The 14,201-nt window shown below is 56.1% G+C and carries 12 protein-coding genes and 2 tRNA genes; 8 read left to right on the top strand and 6 right to left on the bottom strand.

Annotation, left to right across the window (positions count from 1 at the left end):
* Positions 1-104: 104 nt before the first annotated feature.
* The gene (gene putP / locus NQ230_RS15025; RefSeq protein WP_121425849.1) at positions 105-1,613 is read left to right on the top strand and encodes a sodium/proline symporter PutP; all 1,509 of its coding nucleotides are present in this window, start codon (positions 105-107) and stop codon (positions 1,611-1,613) included.
* 115 nt (positions 1,614-1,728) lie between these two features.
* A complete protein-coding gene (locus NQ230_RS15020; protein ID WP_121425850.1) occupies positions 1,729-2,148 on the top strand; it encodes a DUF3574 domain-containing protein in 420 nt (139 codons plus the stop codon).
* A gap of 80 nt (positions 2,149-2,228) precedes the next feature.
* On the opposite strand, the gene NQ230_RS15015 is transcribed toward NQ230_RS15020, so the two are convergent.
* Positions 2,229-3,413 (bottom strand): NupC/NupG family nucleoside CNT transporter, encoded by a 1,185-nt coding sequence (locus tag NQ230_RS15015; RefSeq protein WP_121425851.1) that lies wholly within the window; start codon positions 3,411-3,413, stop codon positions 2,229-2,231.
* 251 nt (positions 3,414-3,664) lie between these two features.
* Here NQ230_RS15015 and efeU point away from each other — a divergent pair, with 251 nt between their 5' ends.
* From efeU to phoH, 4 genes are all read left to right on the top strand, one after another.
* Positions 3,665-4,498, top strand: a complete 834-nt coding sequence (gene efeU, locus NQ230_RS15010; protein WP_032658068.1) for an iron uptake transporter permease EfeU — start codon at positions 3,665-3,667, stop codon at positions 4,496-4,498.
* Positions 4,499-4,538: 40 nt separating this feature from the next.
* Positions 4,539-5,666 (top strand): iron uptake system protein EfeO, encoded by a 1,128-nt coding sequence (gene efeO, locus NQ230_RS15005; RefSeq protein ID WP_159513855.1) that lies wholly within the window; start codon positions 4,539-4,541, stop codon positions 5,664-5,666.
* Between the two features lie 5 nt (positions 5,667-5,671).
* On the top strand, positions 5,672-6,955 hold the full coding sequence (gene efeB / locus NQ230_RS15000; RefSeq protein ID WP_257258084.1) for an iron uptake transporter deferrochelatase/peroxidase subunit: 1,284 nt from the start codon (positions 5,672-5,674) through the stop codon (positions 6,953-6,955).
* A 499-nt stretch (positions 6,956-7,454) separates the two neighbouring features.
* A complete protein-coding gene (gene phoH, locus NQ230_RS14995; RefSeq protein WP_008503509.1) occupies positions 7,455-8,243 on the top strand; it encodes a phosphate starvation-inducible protein PhoH in 789 nt (262 codons plus the stop codon).
* A gap of 95 nt (positions 8,244-8,338) precedes the next feature.
* Here the strand turns inward: phoH and NQ230_RS14990 are convergent, their stop codons facing one another.
* The 4 genes from NQ230_RS14990 to NQ230_RS14975 all read right to left on the bottom strand — a co-directional run bounded on the left by NQ230_RS14990 (position 8,339) and on the right by NQ230_RS14975 (position 11,618).
* The gene (locus NQ230_RS14990; protein ID WP_257258083.1) at positions 8,339-9,514 is read right to left on the bottom strand and encodes an IS4 family transposase; all 1,176 of its coding nucleotides are present in this window, start codon (positions 9,512-9,514) and stop codon (positions 8,339-8,341) included.
* Between the two features lie 310 nt (positions 9,515-9,824).
* Positions 9,825-9,912: transfer RNA gene (locus NQ230_RS14985), tRNA-Ser, on the bottom strand.
* Between the two features lie 147 nt (positions 9,913-10,059).
* On the bottom strand, positions 10,060-10,737 hold the full coding sequence (locus NQ230_RS14980) for an isochorismatase family protein (RefSeq protein WP_257258082.1): 678 nt from the start codon (positions 10,735-10,737) through the stop codon (positions 10,060-10,062).
* A 20-nt stretch (positions 10,738-10,757) separates the two neighbouring features.
* Positions 10,758-11,618 (bottom strand): pirin family protein, encoded by an 861-nt coding sequence (locus NQ230_RS14975; RefSeq protein ID WP_032658063.1) that lies wholly within the window; start codon positions 11,616-11,618, stop codon positions 10,758-10,760.
* A 109-nt stretch (positions 11,619-11,727) separates the two neighbouring features.
* Between NQ230_RS14975 and NQ230_RS14970 the strand changes: the two genes are divergently transcribed.
* A complete protein-coding gene (locus NQ230_RS14970) occupies positions 11,728-12,633 on the top strand; it encodes a LysR family transcriptional regulator (RefSeq protein ID WP_213821583.1) in 906 nt (301 codons plus the stop codon).
* 241 nt (positions 12,634-12,874) lie between these two features.
* Here the strand turns inward: NQ230_RS14970 and NQ230_RS14965 are convergent.
* Positions 12,875-12,962: transfer RNA gene (locus NQ230_RS14965), tRNA-Ser, on the bottom strand.
* A 232-nt stretch (positions 12,963-13,194) separates the two neighbouring features.
* Here NQ230_RS14965 and ghrA point away from each other — a divergent pair.
* Positions 13,195-14,133, top strand: coding sequence for a glyoxylate/hydroxypyruvate reductase GhrA (gene ghrA, locus NQ230_RS14960; protein WP_257258081.1), 939 nt, complete (start codon positions 13,195-13,197; stop codon positions 14,131-14,133).
* The last annotated feature ends 68 nt before the right edge of the window (positions 14,134-14,201 follow it).

Below are 14,201 nucleotides of genomic sequence, written 5' to 3'. Positions count from 1 at the left end.
AGGATAGCGCGCCCAACCGAAACACAAGATACATTCACCTCGTTCCGGTGATCATATAACAAGGCAGCCCGGATGGTTGTCGCTCGACATTTTGGAGAATTTGAATGGCTATTAGCACACCGATGCTGGTGACATTTCTCGTTTATATTTTTGGCATGATCCTGATAGGGTTTTTGGCGTGGCGTTCTACAAAGAACTTTGACGACTACATTCTGGGCGGACGCAGTTTAGGCCCAATGGTGACCGCACTCTCTGCGGGCGCATCTGACATGAGCGGCTGGCTGCTGATGGGGCTGCCGGGCGCGATTTTCATCTCCGGTATTTCGGAAAGCTGGATCGCCATCGGCCTGACCGTCGGCGCGTGGATCAACTGGAAGCTGGTGGCAGGCCGTCTGCGCGTGCATACCGAGGCCAACAACAACGCCCTGACGCTGCCGGATTACTTCACCGGACGTTTTGAAGATAACAGCCGCATCCTGCGCATTATCTCCGCGGTGGTTATTCTGCTGTTCTTCACCATCTACTGTGCATCCGGCATTGTGGCCGGCGCGCGCCTGTTCGAAAGCACCTTCGGCATGAGCTACGAAACCGCCCTGTGGGCCGGTGCAGCGGCGACCATCCTCTATACCTTCGTGGGCGGTTTCCTGGCGGTGAGCTGGACCGACACCGTGCAGGCGAGCCTGATGATCTTCGCCCTGATCCTGACCCCGGTGATTGTGATTTTCACCGTTGGCGGCTTTGCCGATTCGCTGGAAGTGATCAAGCAGAAGAGCATTGAAAACGTCGACATGCTGAAAGGGCTGAACTTCGTGGCCATCGTGTCGCTGATGGGCTGGGGCCTGGGCTACTTCGGTCAGCCACACATTCTGGCGCGCTTTATGGCGGCGGATTCTCACCACACCATCGTTCATGCCCGTCGCATCAGTATGACGTGGATGATTCTGTGTCTGGCGGGTGCGTGCGCGGTCGGCTTCTTCGGTATCGCGTACTTCAACAACAACCCGGCGCAGGCGGGCGCGGTGAACCAGAACGCCGAGCGCGTGTTCATCGAGCTGGCGCAAATTCTGTTCAACCCGTGGATTGCCGGTATTCTGCTCTCCGCGATCCTGGCGGCGGTGATGTCCACCCTGAGCTGCCAGCTGCTGGTCTGCTCCAGTGCGATCACCGAAGACCTCTACAAAGCCTTCCTGCGTAAAAACGCGAGCCAGAAAGAGCTGGTGTGGGTAGGGCGCTTTATGGTGCTGGTGGTGGCGCTGATTGCCATCGCGCTGGCGGCCAACCCGGAAAACCGCGTGCTGGGCCTTGTGAGCTACGCGTGGGCGGGCTTTGGTGCGGCGTTTGGTCCGGTCGTGCTGTTCTCCGTCATGTGGTCACGTATGACCCGTAACGGCGCGCTGGCGGGAATGATTATCGGTGCGCTGACCGTTATCGTCTGGAAACAGTTCGCGTGGCTGGGCCTGTACGAAATCATCCCTGGCTTCATCTTCGGCAGCATCGGCATCGTGGTGTTCAGCCTGCTGGGTAAAGCACCGTCTGCCTCTATGCAGAAACGCTTTGCTGAAGCCGACGCGCACTACCACTCCGCGCCGCCGTCTAAGCTGCAGCCGGAATAATTTTCCCACGTAACACCGTAGGCCGGGTAAGCGTTAGCGCCACCCGGCTTTTTCTTGCAAATTTTCCAGAATTACGTTGATATCTCTGCACTTATAACAATGAGGATAGCGAAGCATGACAATCAAAACAGGGTTAATGGCGGCGGCATTATTGATGCTGGCTGGCTGCAACGCGCCATCGCAACACGCAGCGGTAGAGACCTGCAAAGCGGATAACCAGATGCAGCAAACCACGCTCTATTTCGGCTTAAATCGGCCTGCCGGGGCGCAGATCTCCGGCAACGAGTGGCAGCAGTTTGTTGACCAGGACGTGACGCCGCGCTTTCGCGATGGCTTAACGGTATTTGATGCGCGCGGGCAGTGGCTGGGGAACGACGGAAAAGTGGCGCGTGAGCCGAGCAAAGCGCTGATGCTGATCCACGGTAAAGATGCGCAGAGCGAGAAAAACATCGAAGCGTTGCGCGGGATTTATAAATCACGCTTCGCGCAGGAGTCGGTGATGCGCGTCGACCAGCCGGTGTGCGTGCAGTTTTAATAAAAACGGCGGGATAACCCGCCGTTATTGTATCGTAGTTTTGTAGGCCGGGTAAGCGAAGCGCCACCCGGCAAAAACACTTACAGCACCAACCCCGCAAAGCTCGCCGACAGCAGGCTCACCAGCGTCGCGCCGTACACCAGACGCAGACCAAACCGCGATACCACGTTCCCCTGCTGCTCGTTCAGGCCCTTAATCGCCCCGGCCACAATGCCGATGGACGCGAAGTTCGCGAAGGACACCAGGAAGACGGACAAAATGCCCAGCCCGCGCGGGGACATCTGATGCGCGATTTTTTGCAGCTCAATCATCGCCACAAATTCATTCGCCACCAGCTTGGTCGCCATAATACTGCCCGCGTTCAGGGCGTCACTCAGCGGAATACCGATAAGCCATGCCAGCGGATAAAACACATAGCCCAAAATCTGCTGGAAGCTCATGCCAAATACGCTGGAGAAGAGGGCGTTAACGGCGCTAATAAGGGCGATAAAGCCAATCAGCATGGCCAGAATAATCATCGCCACTTTAAAACCGGCCAGAATATACTCGCCGAGCATTTCGAAGAAGCTCTGCGATTCGTGCAGTTTTTCCAGCCTGATATCCGGCTCCGCTTCCGGGCGCGCCGGGTTGATGACCGAGAGAATAATAAAGGTGCTAAACATGTTCAGAATCAGCGCCGCGACGACAAATTTGGCGTCGAGCATGGTCATATAGGCGCCGACAATCGACAGGGAGACCGTCGACATGGCCGTGGCCGCCATGGTGAAGAGACGACGAGAGGAGAGATCGCCCAGCACGCCCTTGTAGGCAATGAAGTTTTCCGACTGACCGAGGATCAGCGAACTCACCGCGTTAAAGGATTCCAGCTTGCCCATACCGTTCAGTTTTGACAGCAGCGTGCCGATGACCCGAATAAAAATCGGCAGGATCCGCCAGTGCTGAAGAATACCAATCAGCGCGGAAATAAAAATAATTGGGCAAAGCACGCCGAGGAAAATGAACGCCAGCCCTTTTTCCCCCATTCCGCCAAAGACGAAATTGGTGCCTTCACCGGCAAATTTAAGCAGTGACTCAAAAAATCCCGAGACGTATTTAATCAGGAATAACCCGCTTTCGGCGTGCAGGAAAAAGAACGCCAGGGCAATCTCAATGACAATAAGCTGTAAAACATAACGAATGCGAATTTTTCGGCGGTCGAAACTCACCAGCCAGGCGAGCGCAAGAATAATCACCAGCGCCAGCAGGAAATGGACAATCTTAAACATGGTTTATTTTCAGTTGGTTTTTGAGGAGGATATTTAGCCACAGCGCTGGTTAACCGTAAATGGGCAATTTTATTATAACTTATAAACTTAACGGTAACGTTGGCAACTATTAACAGGCTTTGCGTTTACAACTCGTCATCAAAACACCGCACATTTCGCTTGTGTTTCTTTTCGCCGTAATGATAATCACTATCACAAGAATTTACCTTTCTTTGCATCAGTTGACCGCGATAAACATTTAAGGTGTCGGCATGTTTGTTCCATTTCTCATTATGTTACGTGAAGGGCTCGAAGCTGCCCTCATCGTGAGCCTCATCGCCAGTTATCTGAAGCGAACCCAGCGCGGACGCTGGATTGGCGTCATGTGGGTCGGGGTATTCCTCGCCGCGGCGCTCTGCCTGGGCCTCGGTATCCTCATCAACGAAACCACCGGGGAGTTCCCGCAGAAAGAGCAGGAGCTGTTCGAAGGGATCGTCGCCGTGATTGCGGTGGTGATCCTTACCTGGATGGTGTTCTGGATGCGTAAAGTCTCACGCAACGTGAAGGTGCAGCTGGAGCAGGCGGTGGACAATGCCCTGCAAAAGGGCAATAACCATGGCTGGGCGCTCATTATGATGGTCTTTTTCGCCGTCGCGCGTGAAGGCCTGGAGTCTGTTTTCTTCCTGCTGGCGGCGTTTCAGCAGGATGTCGGTATCTGGCCGCCGGTTGGCGCGATGCTCGGGCTGGCAACCGCCGTTGTGCTGGGCTTTCTGCTCTACTGGGGCGGTATTCGCCTGAACCTGGGCGCGTTCTTCAAGTGGACCAGCCTGTTTATTCTGCTGGTGGCGGCAGGGCTGGCGGCAGGGGCGATACGCGCCTTCCACGAGGCGGGTCTGTGGAACCACTTCCAGGACGTGGCGTTCGACCTCAGCAACGTGCTCTCCACCCATTCTCTGACCGGCACCCTGCTCGAAGGTATCTTCGGCTATCAGGAAACACCGAGCGTCAGCGAAGTGGCGATGTACTTTATTTATCTGGTTCCGGCGCTGGTGCTTTTCGCAATGCCGCCGCGTACCGGCTCGCAGGCGTCGCGCGTTACGCCATAATTTTTGTTTTAGTTACAACATACTTTTAAAGGGAAGAGTCATGGCAATTCAGTTCCGTCGTAGTGCGTTATGCGCAGGCATTGCCGCGCTGTTCGCTTCCGCATTCTCCGCCTGGGGCGCGGATGTTCCTCAGGTTAAAGTCACCGTTAATGATAAGCAGTGTGAGCCGATGACCCTCACGGTGAACAGCGGCAAAACCCAGTTCATTATTCAGAACCACAGCCAGAAGGCGCTGGAATGGGAGATCCTGAAAGGGGTTCTGGTGGTCGAGGAGCGTGAAAATATCGCCCCTGGCTTCAGCCAGAAGATGACCGCCAACCTGCAGCCGGGCGAGTATGAGATGACCTGCGGTCTGCTGACCAACCCTAAAGGGAAGCTTATCGTCAAAGGTGAAGCGACGGCCGATGCGGCGAAAGGCGCTGCGGTGCTGAGCCTGGGTGACGCGATTACCGCGTATAAAGCCTACGTCACGAAAGAGACGGCGGACCTGGTGACGGCAACCAAAGCCTTTACCGATGCGGTGAAAGCGGGTGACATCGAAAAAGCGAAATCCCTTTATGCGCCAACCCGTCAGCACTACGAGCGTATCGAGCCGATTGCCGAGCTGTTCTCTGACCTTGATGGCAGCATTGATGCTCGCGAAGATGATTTCGAGCAGAAGGCCGCCGATCCGAAATTCACCGGTTTCCACCGTCTGGAGAAAGCCCTGTTTGGCGACAACTCCACCAAAGGGATGGAGAAATACGCCGAGCAGCTGAACGGCGACGTGCTGGAGCTGCAAAAGCGCATCAGCGAGCTGGCCTTCCCGCCGTCAAAAGTGGTGGGCGGCGCGGCCGGTCTGATTGAAGAAGTGGCCGCGAGTAAAATCAGCGGTGAAGAGGATCGCTACAGCCATACCGATCTGTGGGACTTCCAGGCCAACGTCGACGGCGCGCAGAAAATTGTTAACCTGCTGCGTCCTCAGCTGCAGAAAGAGAACGGCGAACTGCTGGCCAAGGTGGATGCCAACTTCAAAAAAGTTGACACCATTCTGGCGAAGTACCGGACTAAAGACGGGTTTGAAACCTACGACAAGCTGACCGATGCCGACCGTAACGCGCTGAAAGGCCCGATTACCGCCCTGGCGGAAGATCTCTCTCTGCTGCGTGGCGTACTGGGTCTGGACTAAGCACGATGAATAAGCATAACGAGAACGACGTGGTTGAGCCTTCGCGTCGTCGATTGTTAAAAGGGGTAGGGGCGCTGGGCGGCGCCCTTGCGCTGGCCGGGGGTTGTCCGGTAGCGCATGCGGCGAAACCGCAGAGCGCGCCCGGCACGCTGTCACCCAATGCCCGCACGGAGACGCAGCCGTTTTATGGTGAGCATCAGTCGGGCATCCTGACGCCGCAGCAGGCGTCCATGATGCTGGTGGCCTTCGATTCACTGGCAAGCGATAAAGCCGATTTGGCGCGTCTGTTCCGCCTGCTGACGACGCGCATCGCGTTTCTCACCGCGGGCGGACCGGCGCCCGATACGCCGAACCCGCGCCTGCCGCCAATGGACTCCGGCATTCTGGGGCCGTTTATCGCCCCGGATAACCTGACCATTACCGTTTCGCTCGGTGAGTCGCTGTTTGACGCGCGCTATGGGTTGGCAAAACAGAAGCCGAAAGCGCTGCAGAAAATGACGCGCTTCCCGAATGACTCCCTCGACGCGGCGCTGTGCCACGGCGACCTGCTCCTGCAAATTTGTGCCAATACCCAGGACACGGTGATCCACGCCCTGCGCGATATTATCAAGCACACGCCGGATCTGCTGAGCGTGCGCTGGAAGCGGGAAGGGTTTATCTCTGACCACGCCGCCCGCAGCAAAGGCAAAGAGACCCCGGTGAACCTGCTGGGCTTTAAGGACGGTACGGCCAACCCGGACAGCAGCGATGCGGCGTTAATGAAAGACGTGGTATGGGTGACGGCAGATCAGGGCGAACCGGCGTGGGCGGTGGGCGGCAGCTACCAGGCGGTGCGCATTATTCAGTTCCACGTGGAGTTCTGGGACCGCACGCCGCTGAAAGAGCAGCAGAAGATCTTTGGTCGGGATAAGCAAAGCGGGGCACCGCTCGGCATGAAGAACGAGCACGACGTGCCTGACTACGCCCGCGATCCCAATGGCGATACCATCGCGCTGGACAGCCATATCCGTCTTGCTAACCCGCGCACCAAAGAGACGCAGTCCAGCCTGATGATGCGTCGGGGCTACAGCTATTCGCTGGGCGTGACCAACTCCGGCCAGCTTGATATGGGGCTGCTGTTCGTCTGTTATCAGCACGATCTGGAGAAAGGTTTCCTGACCGTGCAGAAGCGGCTCAACGGCGAAGCGCTGGAAGAGTACATTAAGCCTATCGGCGGCGGCTATTTCTTTGCCCTGCCGGGCGTGCGCGACAGCAACGCGTACCTCGCTCAAGGTCTTATTGAAGCCTGATAATTGTCCCCGCAACCGTTCGCGGGGACATTATTTTTTCATATGACTATCTTATTGTTATATTTCTGTAATATTCATATATGAGACTGATTCCGCTGCAGGAGCAGTCTTAAAAGTTGCATTCAGGTAAAATAAATGTTGCATTTATGATAACTCCTGATGTACTTAAGATAAGACAGCGGTAGTTCCCGGCAGTGATGCTGAATCACTATGGAGATCGCGAATGGTTGCGTCCTGTACTGGACAAGGTAAACATAACAACCGCAGCACCCGGCGCGGAGGCTCAGACTCCGGCAGCGATTTCCTCACCACTAAATTCTCCCCCCTTCCTCAAGAATCTGATTCGACCGACGTGCAGAACGGTGCGCGTAGCTGTTCCGTATCGTCATCCGATAAAGCAAGCAATGGCTTACAAGGAAGCCAACCCTCTGATGTTCGTGCGCATAATCGTGCCGAAGCTGGCGCGTGTGATGAATACCAACAACTCAAGGTGCTATCCATGGGAAGACAAAAAGCAGTGATCAAAGCTCGTCGCGAAGCAAAACGTGTGCTGAGACGGGATTCACGTAGCCATAAACAGCGTGAAGAAGAATCGGTCACCTCGCTTGTGCAGATGAGTGGCGTAGAAGCAATTGGCATGGCCCGAGACAGCCGTGATAATTCTCCAATTGTGGCGCGCAATGAGGCTCAGGCGCACTACCTGAATGCTATCGAGAGTAAACAGCTCATCTTTGCAACCGGTGAAGCCGGATGCGGGAAAACCTGGATTAGTGCAGCCAAAGCGGCGGAAGCATTGATCCATAAGGACGTGGAGAGAATTATTGTTACCCGTCCGGTACTGCAGGCTGATGAAGATCTCGGCTTCTTGCCAGGAGATATTTCGGAGAAGTTTGCCCCGTACTTCAGGCCCGTCTATGACGTGCTGGTGAAGCGACTGGGTGCATCCTTCATGCAGTACTGCCTGCGGCCAGAGATTGGCAAGGTGGAAATCGCGCCGTTCGCCTATATGCGCGGACGTACATTTGAAAATGCGGTCGTCATTCTTGACGAGGCTCAGAACGTGACCGCTGCGCAAATGAAGATGTTTTTAACGCGCCTCGGGGAGAACGTGACGGTTATCGTTAACGGCGATATTACCCAGTGTGACCTGCCATCCGGCGTGAAATCCGGGCTGAGCGACGCCATGTCACGTTTTGAGGAAGATGAGATGATTGGGGTGGTACGCTTTACCAAAGATGACTGCGTGCGCTCGGCTCTGTGTCAGCGCACGCTGCAAGCGTATTATTGAGTTTGCTGTTGTGTTCAAGGCCCGGGAAACCGGGCTTTGTTTTTTGTGCATTCTATTCCCTCTCCCTTGGGGCTGAGGGATCCCCAGTAATATGGTCATGCCACCATGACCATATTACTGTACTCTTTTCCCAGCTTTTTCATCTCGTTACCTATATTTAGCCGTCTCACTTTTCCAGGCTCATGCCGGATGACTTCTTCTGCCAGACTCAGGTATGACAGCACCCGCCTGTGCCTGATGCTGCTTGCCTGATAGTGCCAGTGTAAACACTGTCTTTCTGCCCTGTAACCTGCCAGCCACATCACCAGACTTGCCATTGCCGCGACCATATTCAGCACTTCCAGCCGCCCTTTTCCCTGACTCCGGCTCAGCCTCAGACCGAACCCGAAGCGGGGACTTTTGTCGTCCCGGAAGTTCTGTTCTATCTGCATTCGGCGGCTGTACAGCGCCATTATCTGGTGTGGCTCCAGTCCCTCTGCATTACTGAACAGCAGCCAGGGCTCACGGGCGCTGCTGCGGTGTTCCCGCTGTGTTTTTGGCATTCCTCCCTTTCCGTGACGCCCTGCTTCCGGGCGCCTGTGCAGATAAAACCGGCCGTAACAGGGCGTTCGTGGTTTACGGGACAGGACACCGTAACCCACGCAGACCGGTTGTCCGGTAGCCTCAAGCTCACTGATTTTCATCCACTTTTTCTCATCCTCCAGCCGGAAGCTGATACAGCCCCTGACCCTGCCGGTGAAGCGCCAGCCCAGCAGGCTCACATGCCGGAACCAGTCTGTCCGGAAGCCTGCATCCGTAATGATGGTGACGGCTTTATCTTTCGGGATGGCATCATGCAGGCGGTCAAGGAAGCGGCACTGGACATCACTGTTCTGTGCCAGCTCTGCGGGAACAACCTCACTCATAAGCGGAAGTGAACGCCCATTACAGACCAGGCTTGCCCGCAGAAGATGCCAGTTCCTGTCATGCCAGCCTGTCCAGTCGACAGCAATCATGCAGAAGGGCATCAGGGAGGTGATGGTATGTGTGAGCAGGTGCTGAATACGGGGAATATCACGGTGAAGGGCGGTATTACCCAGGGCACGGTCGACACGTTTAATTTTATTTTTGACGTGCGCCCTGCCGGGAAGGGTACGTCCAAGGCTGGTCAGGGTCAGGTTGGCCCCGTGCGTGAGGGCGACGGCCATGGAAACAAGGACATTGACCCGGAAGCTGTGAATGTCAGGTAAAGACGCGGAGAAAAATTTCTGGCAGACTGTCTGTAAAGGCACGATGAGGTCTCTTCTGATTTGTTAGCGCAACCAGTAGATCACACTTCATCGTGCTTTTCATTTTTCTGGGGAACCCTCAGCCCTTGGGGAGAGGGTTAGGGTGAGGGGCTCAGGCCGCATCGAGTTGCATATAGCACCGGGGGGGATTGACTCGCTTCGCTCGCCCTGCGGGCAGCCTGTTCGCTGCGCTCTCAGTCTGTCCAACTGGCTGTCGCCAGTTGTCGAACCCCGGTCGGGGATTCTCATCCCCCCGCAGGCGTGCAACATGCAAAAAAAAGCCCGTACTTTCGTACGAGCTCTTCTTCAAATATGGCGGTGAGGGGGGGATTCGAACCCCCGATACGTTGCCGTATACACACTTTCCAGGCGTGCTCCTTCAGCCACTCGGACACCTCACCATATTGTTTTGCTGCCTGACCGCTTGGGGGGCAACGGGGCGCTACTATAGGGAGTTGCGCTGACACGGTCAAGCAGATTTTCAGCTTTAGTGCCTGTTCGGTTAAGCATTAATCAGCTCCACGGTTTTTACGCCGTGGAGCGGGTTATTAACGCTGTGAATCGAGCACTTCGCTGTTTTTAACCACTTCCTGTGCTTTGCCGTAGCTTTCGATCAACAGCTGATAAGCCGGGAAGATGTGGGTGTAAACCTCAGCCCACTCAGCCGCGTCCTCACGGTTCCAGGTTCGCTGGATCTCAGAGGCCACCGCCGCCGTATCCATCGGAACCACACCGGCCTGCACCACGCGAGCCAGGGTGATCTCCTGCGCCATCTTGCTATAGGTGCCGGAGGCATCAATCACCGCAAACACTTTATACCCGTCCGCCACCGCGCTGATTGACGGGAAGGCCATGCAGACGCTGGTGATAGTGCCCGCGATAATCAACGTCTTGCGTCCGGTCGCTTTCACAGCGTCCACGAACTCCGGGTTATCCCAGGCGTTGATCTCACCTTTACGGGCAACATATTGCGCATGCGGCGCGTTGGCGTGGATCTCCGGGATAAGCGGTCCGTTCGGTCCCTGTGGGACGGACGCGGTGGTGATCACCGGGATCTTCGCCAGGGTCGCGATTTTTGCCAGCGCAGCCGCACGGGCGCGCAGTTCAGGCATCGGCATATCTCCAACGGTCTGGAACAGGCCGCTCTGGTGATCGATAAGCAACATCACCGCATCGTTCACATCAATAACCGGACGGGTGCCGTTAAAATTCGCAGGTGTAGACATGTTCTTCTCCTTTATTACGTTCAGATCTGGCCGAAGCGGCCGGAGTTGAAATCACGAATGGCTTCGTTGATTTCGCTTTTACTGTTCATCACAAACGGGCCATAGCCCACGATGGGTTCATTCAGCGGCTCGCCGGCCATCAGCAGCACTTTTGCATCGCTGTTCGCCTCCAGGTGCAGTTTGTCGCCTTCCTGACTCAGTACGACCAGCTGGGCTTCACCTGCCTGCGTTGTACCGTTCACCGTGATGTTGCCTTCAAGCACGACCAGCGCGGTGCTCCAGCCTTCGGGCTGATTGAGCGTCAGATGGCTTCCCTGGTTCAGCGCGATGTCCCAGACGTTGAGCGGTGAGAAGGTGTGCGCAGGGCCGGTAACCTCGTCGTAGCGACCGGCAATCACCCGCAGGGTGCCGCTGTTATCCGGCAGCGTCACAACCGGGATGTCGCTTTTGGTGATGCTCTGGTAGCCCGGTGCCGCCATTTTGTCTTTCGCCGGCAGGTTGACCCACAGCTGCATCATTTTCAGCTCTCCACCTTTCTGCGAGAACGCACTTGAGTGGAACTCCTCGTGCAGGATGCCTGCACCTGCCGTCATCCACTGCACGTCGCCGGGGCCAATAACGCCGCCCTTGCCCGTGGAGTCGCGATGCTCTACTTCACCGGAATAGACGATGGTGACCGTTTCAAAACCCCGGTGAGGATGTTGGCCTACGCCGCGTTTCGCCCCATCTGCCGGAAAGGTGTACGGACCTGCGTAGTCCAGCAGCAGGAACGGACTCAGCGGCTCGCCGTGGGTTTGGTAAGAAAACATCGAACGAACCGGAAAACCATCGCCAACCCAGTGCTGACGCGGAGCGGTATAAACGCCTGTTACGTTTTTCATGATTAACTCCTGATGTTCTGTTGATGTAATTAGCTTATATTCAGAGTTAATGTCCCGGTAGATAGTGAAAATGGCATTCACTGTTCCGAAAATAGAACGATGAGGATTTATGCAAGATCTCAATGACTTCGTCTGGTTTGTGAAGGTGGTCGACTACGGTGGCTTTGCGGCGGCGGGAAGGGCGCTCGACCAACCTAAGTCCAAACTGAGCCGCAGGATCGCGCAGTTGGAGGAGCGGCTTGGCGTACGGTTGATACAGCGCACTACGCGGCAGTTTACGGTGACGGAAGTGGGGCAGACTTTCTATCAGCACTGTAAGGCGATGATGGTGGAGGCCGAGGCCGCGGAGGAAGCCGTGGCGGCACTGCAGGCTGAACCGCGCGGTATCGTCAGGATCACGTGCCCGATAACCTTATTGCATGTCCACGTTGGTCCGATGCTGGCCAGATTTATGGCGCGCTACCCCGGCATCAATCTTCAGCTTGAGGCGACCAACCGGCGGGTAGACCTGGTGGGAGAGGGTGTAGATGTCGCGATCCGCGTACGCCCGCGTCCATTTGATGACAGCGATCTGGTTTTAAGAGTGCTGGCTGACAGAGGACATTGTCTGGTCGCGGGTCCGGCCTTGATCCAACGCCTGGGAAAACCGGTCGTCCCGTCTGAACTCAGCGCCTGGCCTGGGTTAAGCATGAACGAGGGGAAACATATTCATAAATGGGATCTGTCCGGTCCCGGAGGTGCTAAAGCGGAGATCCATTACCATCCTCGATTGATCACCACCGATATGCTGGCGCTTCGTGAAGCTGCCATGGCAGGTATCGGCGTGGTGCAGCTACCGATATTGATGGTGAAGGATCAGCTTGCGTCAGGGGAACTGATAAGGGTGCTGGACGCGTGGGAACCCCGACGGGAAGTGATTCACGCGGTTTACCCTTCGCGGCGCGGTCTGCTGCCGTCGGTCAGGACGCTGGTGGATTTTCTGACCGAAGAGTATGCGCGGATGGTGGAAGAGTAGCACTTCCCTCTCCCCTGGGGAGAGGGGCAGGGTGAGGGGCTCAGGCCGCACCGAGCTGCATATAGCACCGGGGGGGATTGACTCGCTTCGCTCGCCCTGCGGGCAGCCTGTTCGCTTCGCTCTCAGTCTGTCCAACTGGCTGTCGCCAGTTGTCGAACCCCGGTCGGGGATTCTCATCCCCCCGGGGTGTGCAACATGCGAAAAAAAAGCCCGCATTTTCATGCGAGCTCTTCTTTAAATATGGCGGTGAGGGGGGGATTCGAACCCCCGATACGTTGCCGTATACACACTTTCCAGGCGTGCTCCTTCAGCCACTCGGACACCTCACCATATTGTCATCCCGTTGTTGTCGGGACGGGCGCTAATGTAAGGAAAAGCCGAACTGCCGTCAACTCACTTTTTCAGTAATTTAGCGCGTTTAGACAAACTTCAAGCAACCTGACTCCTAAATGTGCACAAAGCGCCTCTTTTATCAGCAACGCGGTTTCCTGATAAATTTGTTATGCTGGCAATCCATTTGAAAATGAAAACAAAACAGCGCAATAAAAGGCAGGAATGACCATGGATATTCTCTTCTATCACCCTACATTTGATACCGCTTACTGGATTGACGCACTTTCGGCGGCGCTGCCCGGCGCACGCGTTCGCGAGTGGAAGCGTGGCGATAATGAACATGCCGACTATGCGCTGGTCTGGCATCCCCCGGTCGAAATGCTCCAGGGCCGTAAGCTGAAAGCCGTTTTTGCCCTGGGAGCTGGGGTGGATTCCATTCTGAGCAAACTGAAGGCACACCCTGAAATGCTGCCGGAAGAGATCCCTCTGTTCCGCCTGGAAGATACCGGAATGGGCCAGCAAATGCAGGAGTATGCCGTGAGCCAGGTGCTGCACTGGTTCCGCCGCTTCGACGATTATCTGGCCTTTAAACAGCAGGCCCACTGGGAGCCGCTGCCGGATTATCGACATGAAGATTTTACAATCGGCATCCTCGGCGCGGGTGTGCTCGGCTCGAAGGTGGCAGAAGCGCTCGCCCCGTGGGGCTTCCCGCTGCGCTGCTGGAGCCGCAGCCGTAAGGATTATCCCGGCGTAGAGAGCTTTGCCGGAACGGATGAGCTTTCTGCGTTCCTGAAAGGCACACGCGTGCTTATTAACCTGCTGCCAAACACAGCGGAAACGGTAGGGATCATCAATGAAGCCCTGCTCAATCAGCTCGTCGACCAGAGCTACCTGATGAACCTGGCGCGCGGGGTCCATGTCGTGGAAGGCGATCTGCTGAAGGCGCTGGACAGCGGAAAGCTAAAAGGCGCCATGCTGGATGTCTATAGCCGTGAGCCGCTGCCCGCGGAAAGCCCGCTGTGGGCGCACCCACGCGTGGCGATGACCCCGCACGTGGCTGCCGTGACGCGTCCGGCAGAAGCGGTGGCGTATATCTCCCATACCATCAGCGAAATGGAAAAGGGTCACGCGGTCACCGGACAGGTCGACAGACAGCGCGGCTACTGAGAGAAACCCGGCGTTCGCCGGGTTTTTGCTAATATTCGCCGCTGATAACTGCTATCCTTTGGAAAAAC

The sequence above is a fragment of the Enterobacter asburiae genome (assembly GCF_024599655.1).
GTDB lineage: Bacteria > Pseudomonadota > Gammaproteobacteria > Enterobacterales > Enterobacteriaceae > Enterobacter > Enterobacter asburiae_D.
Note: the sequence above shows the minus strand (reverse complement) of the source record. Positions and strands in the feature narration are given on the sequence as shown.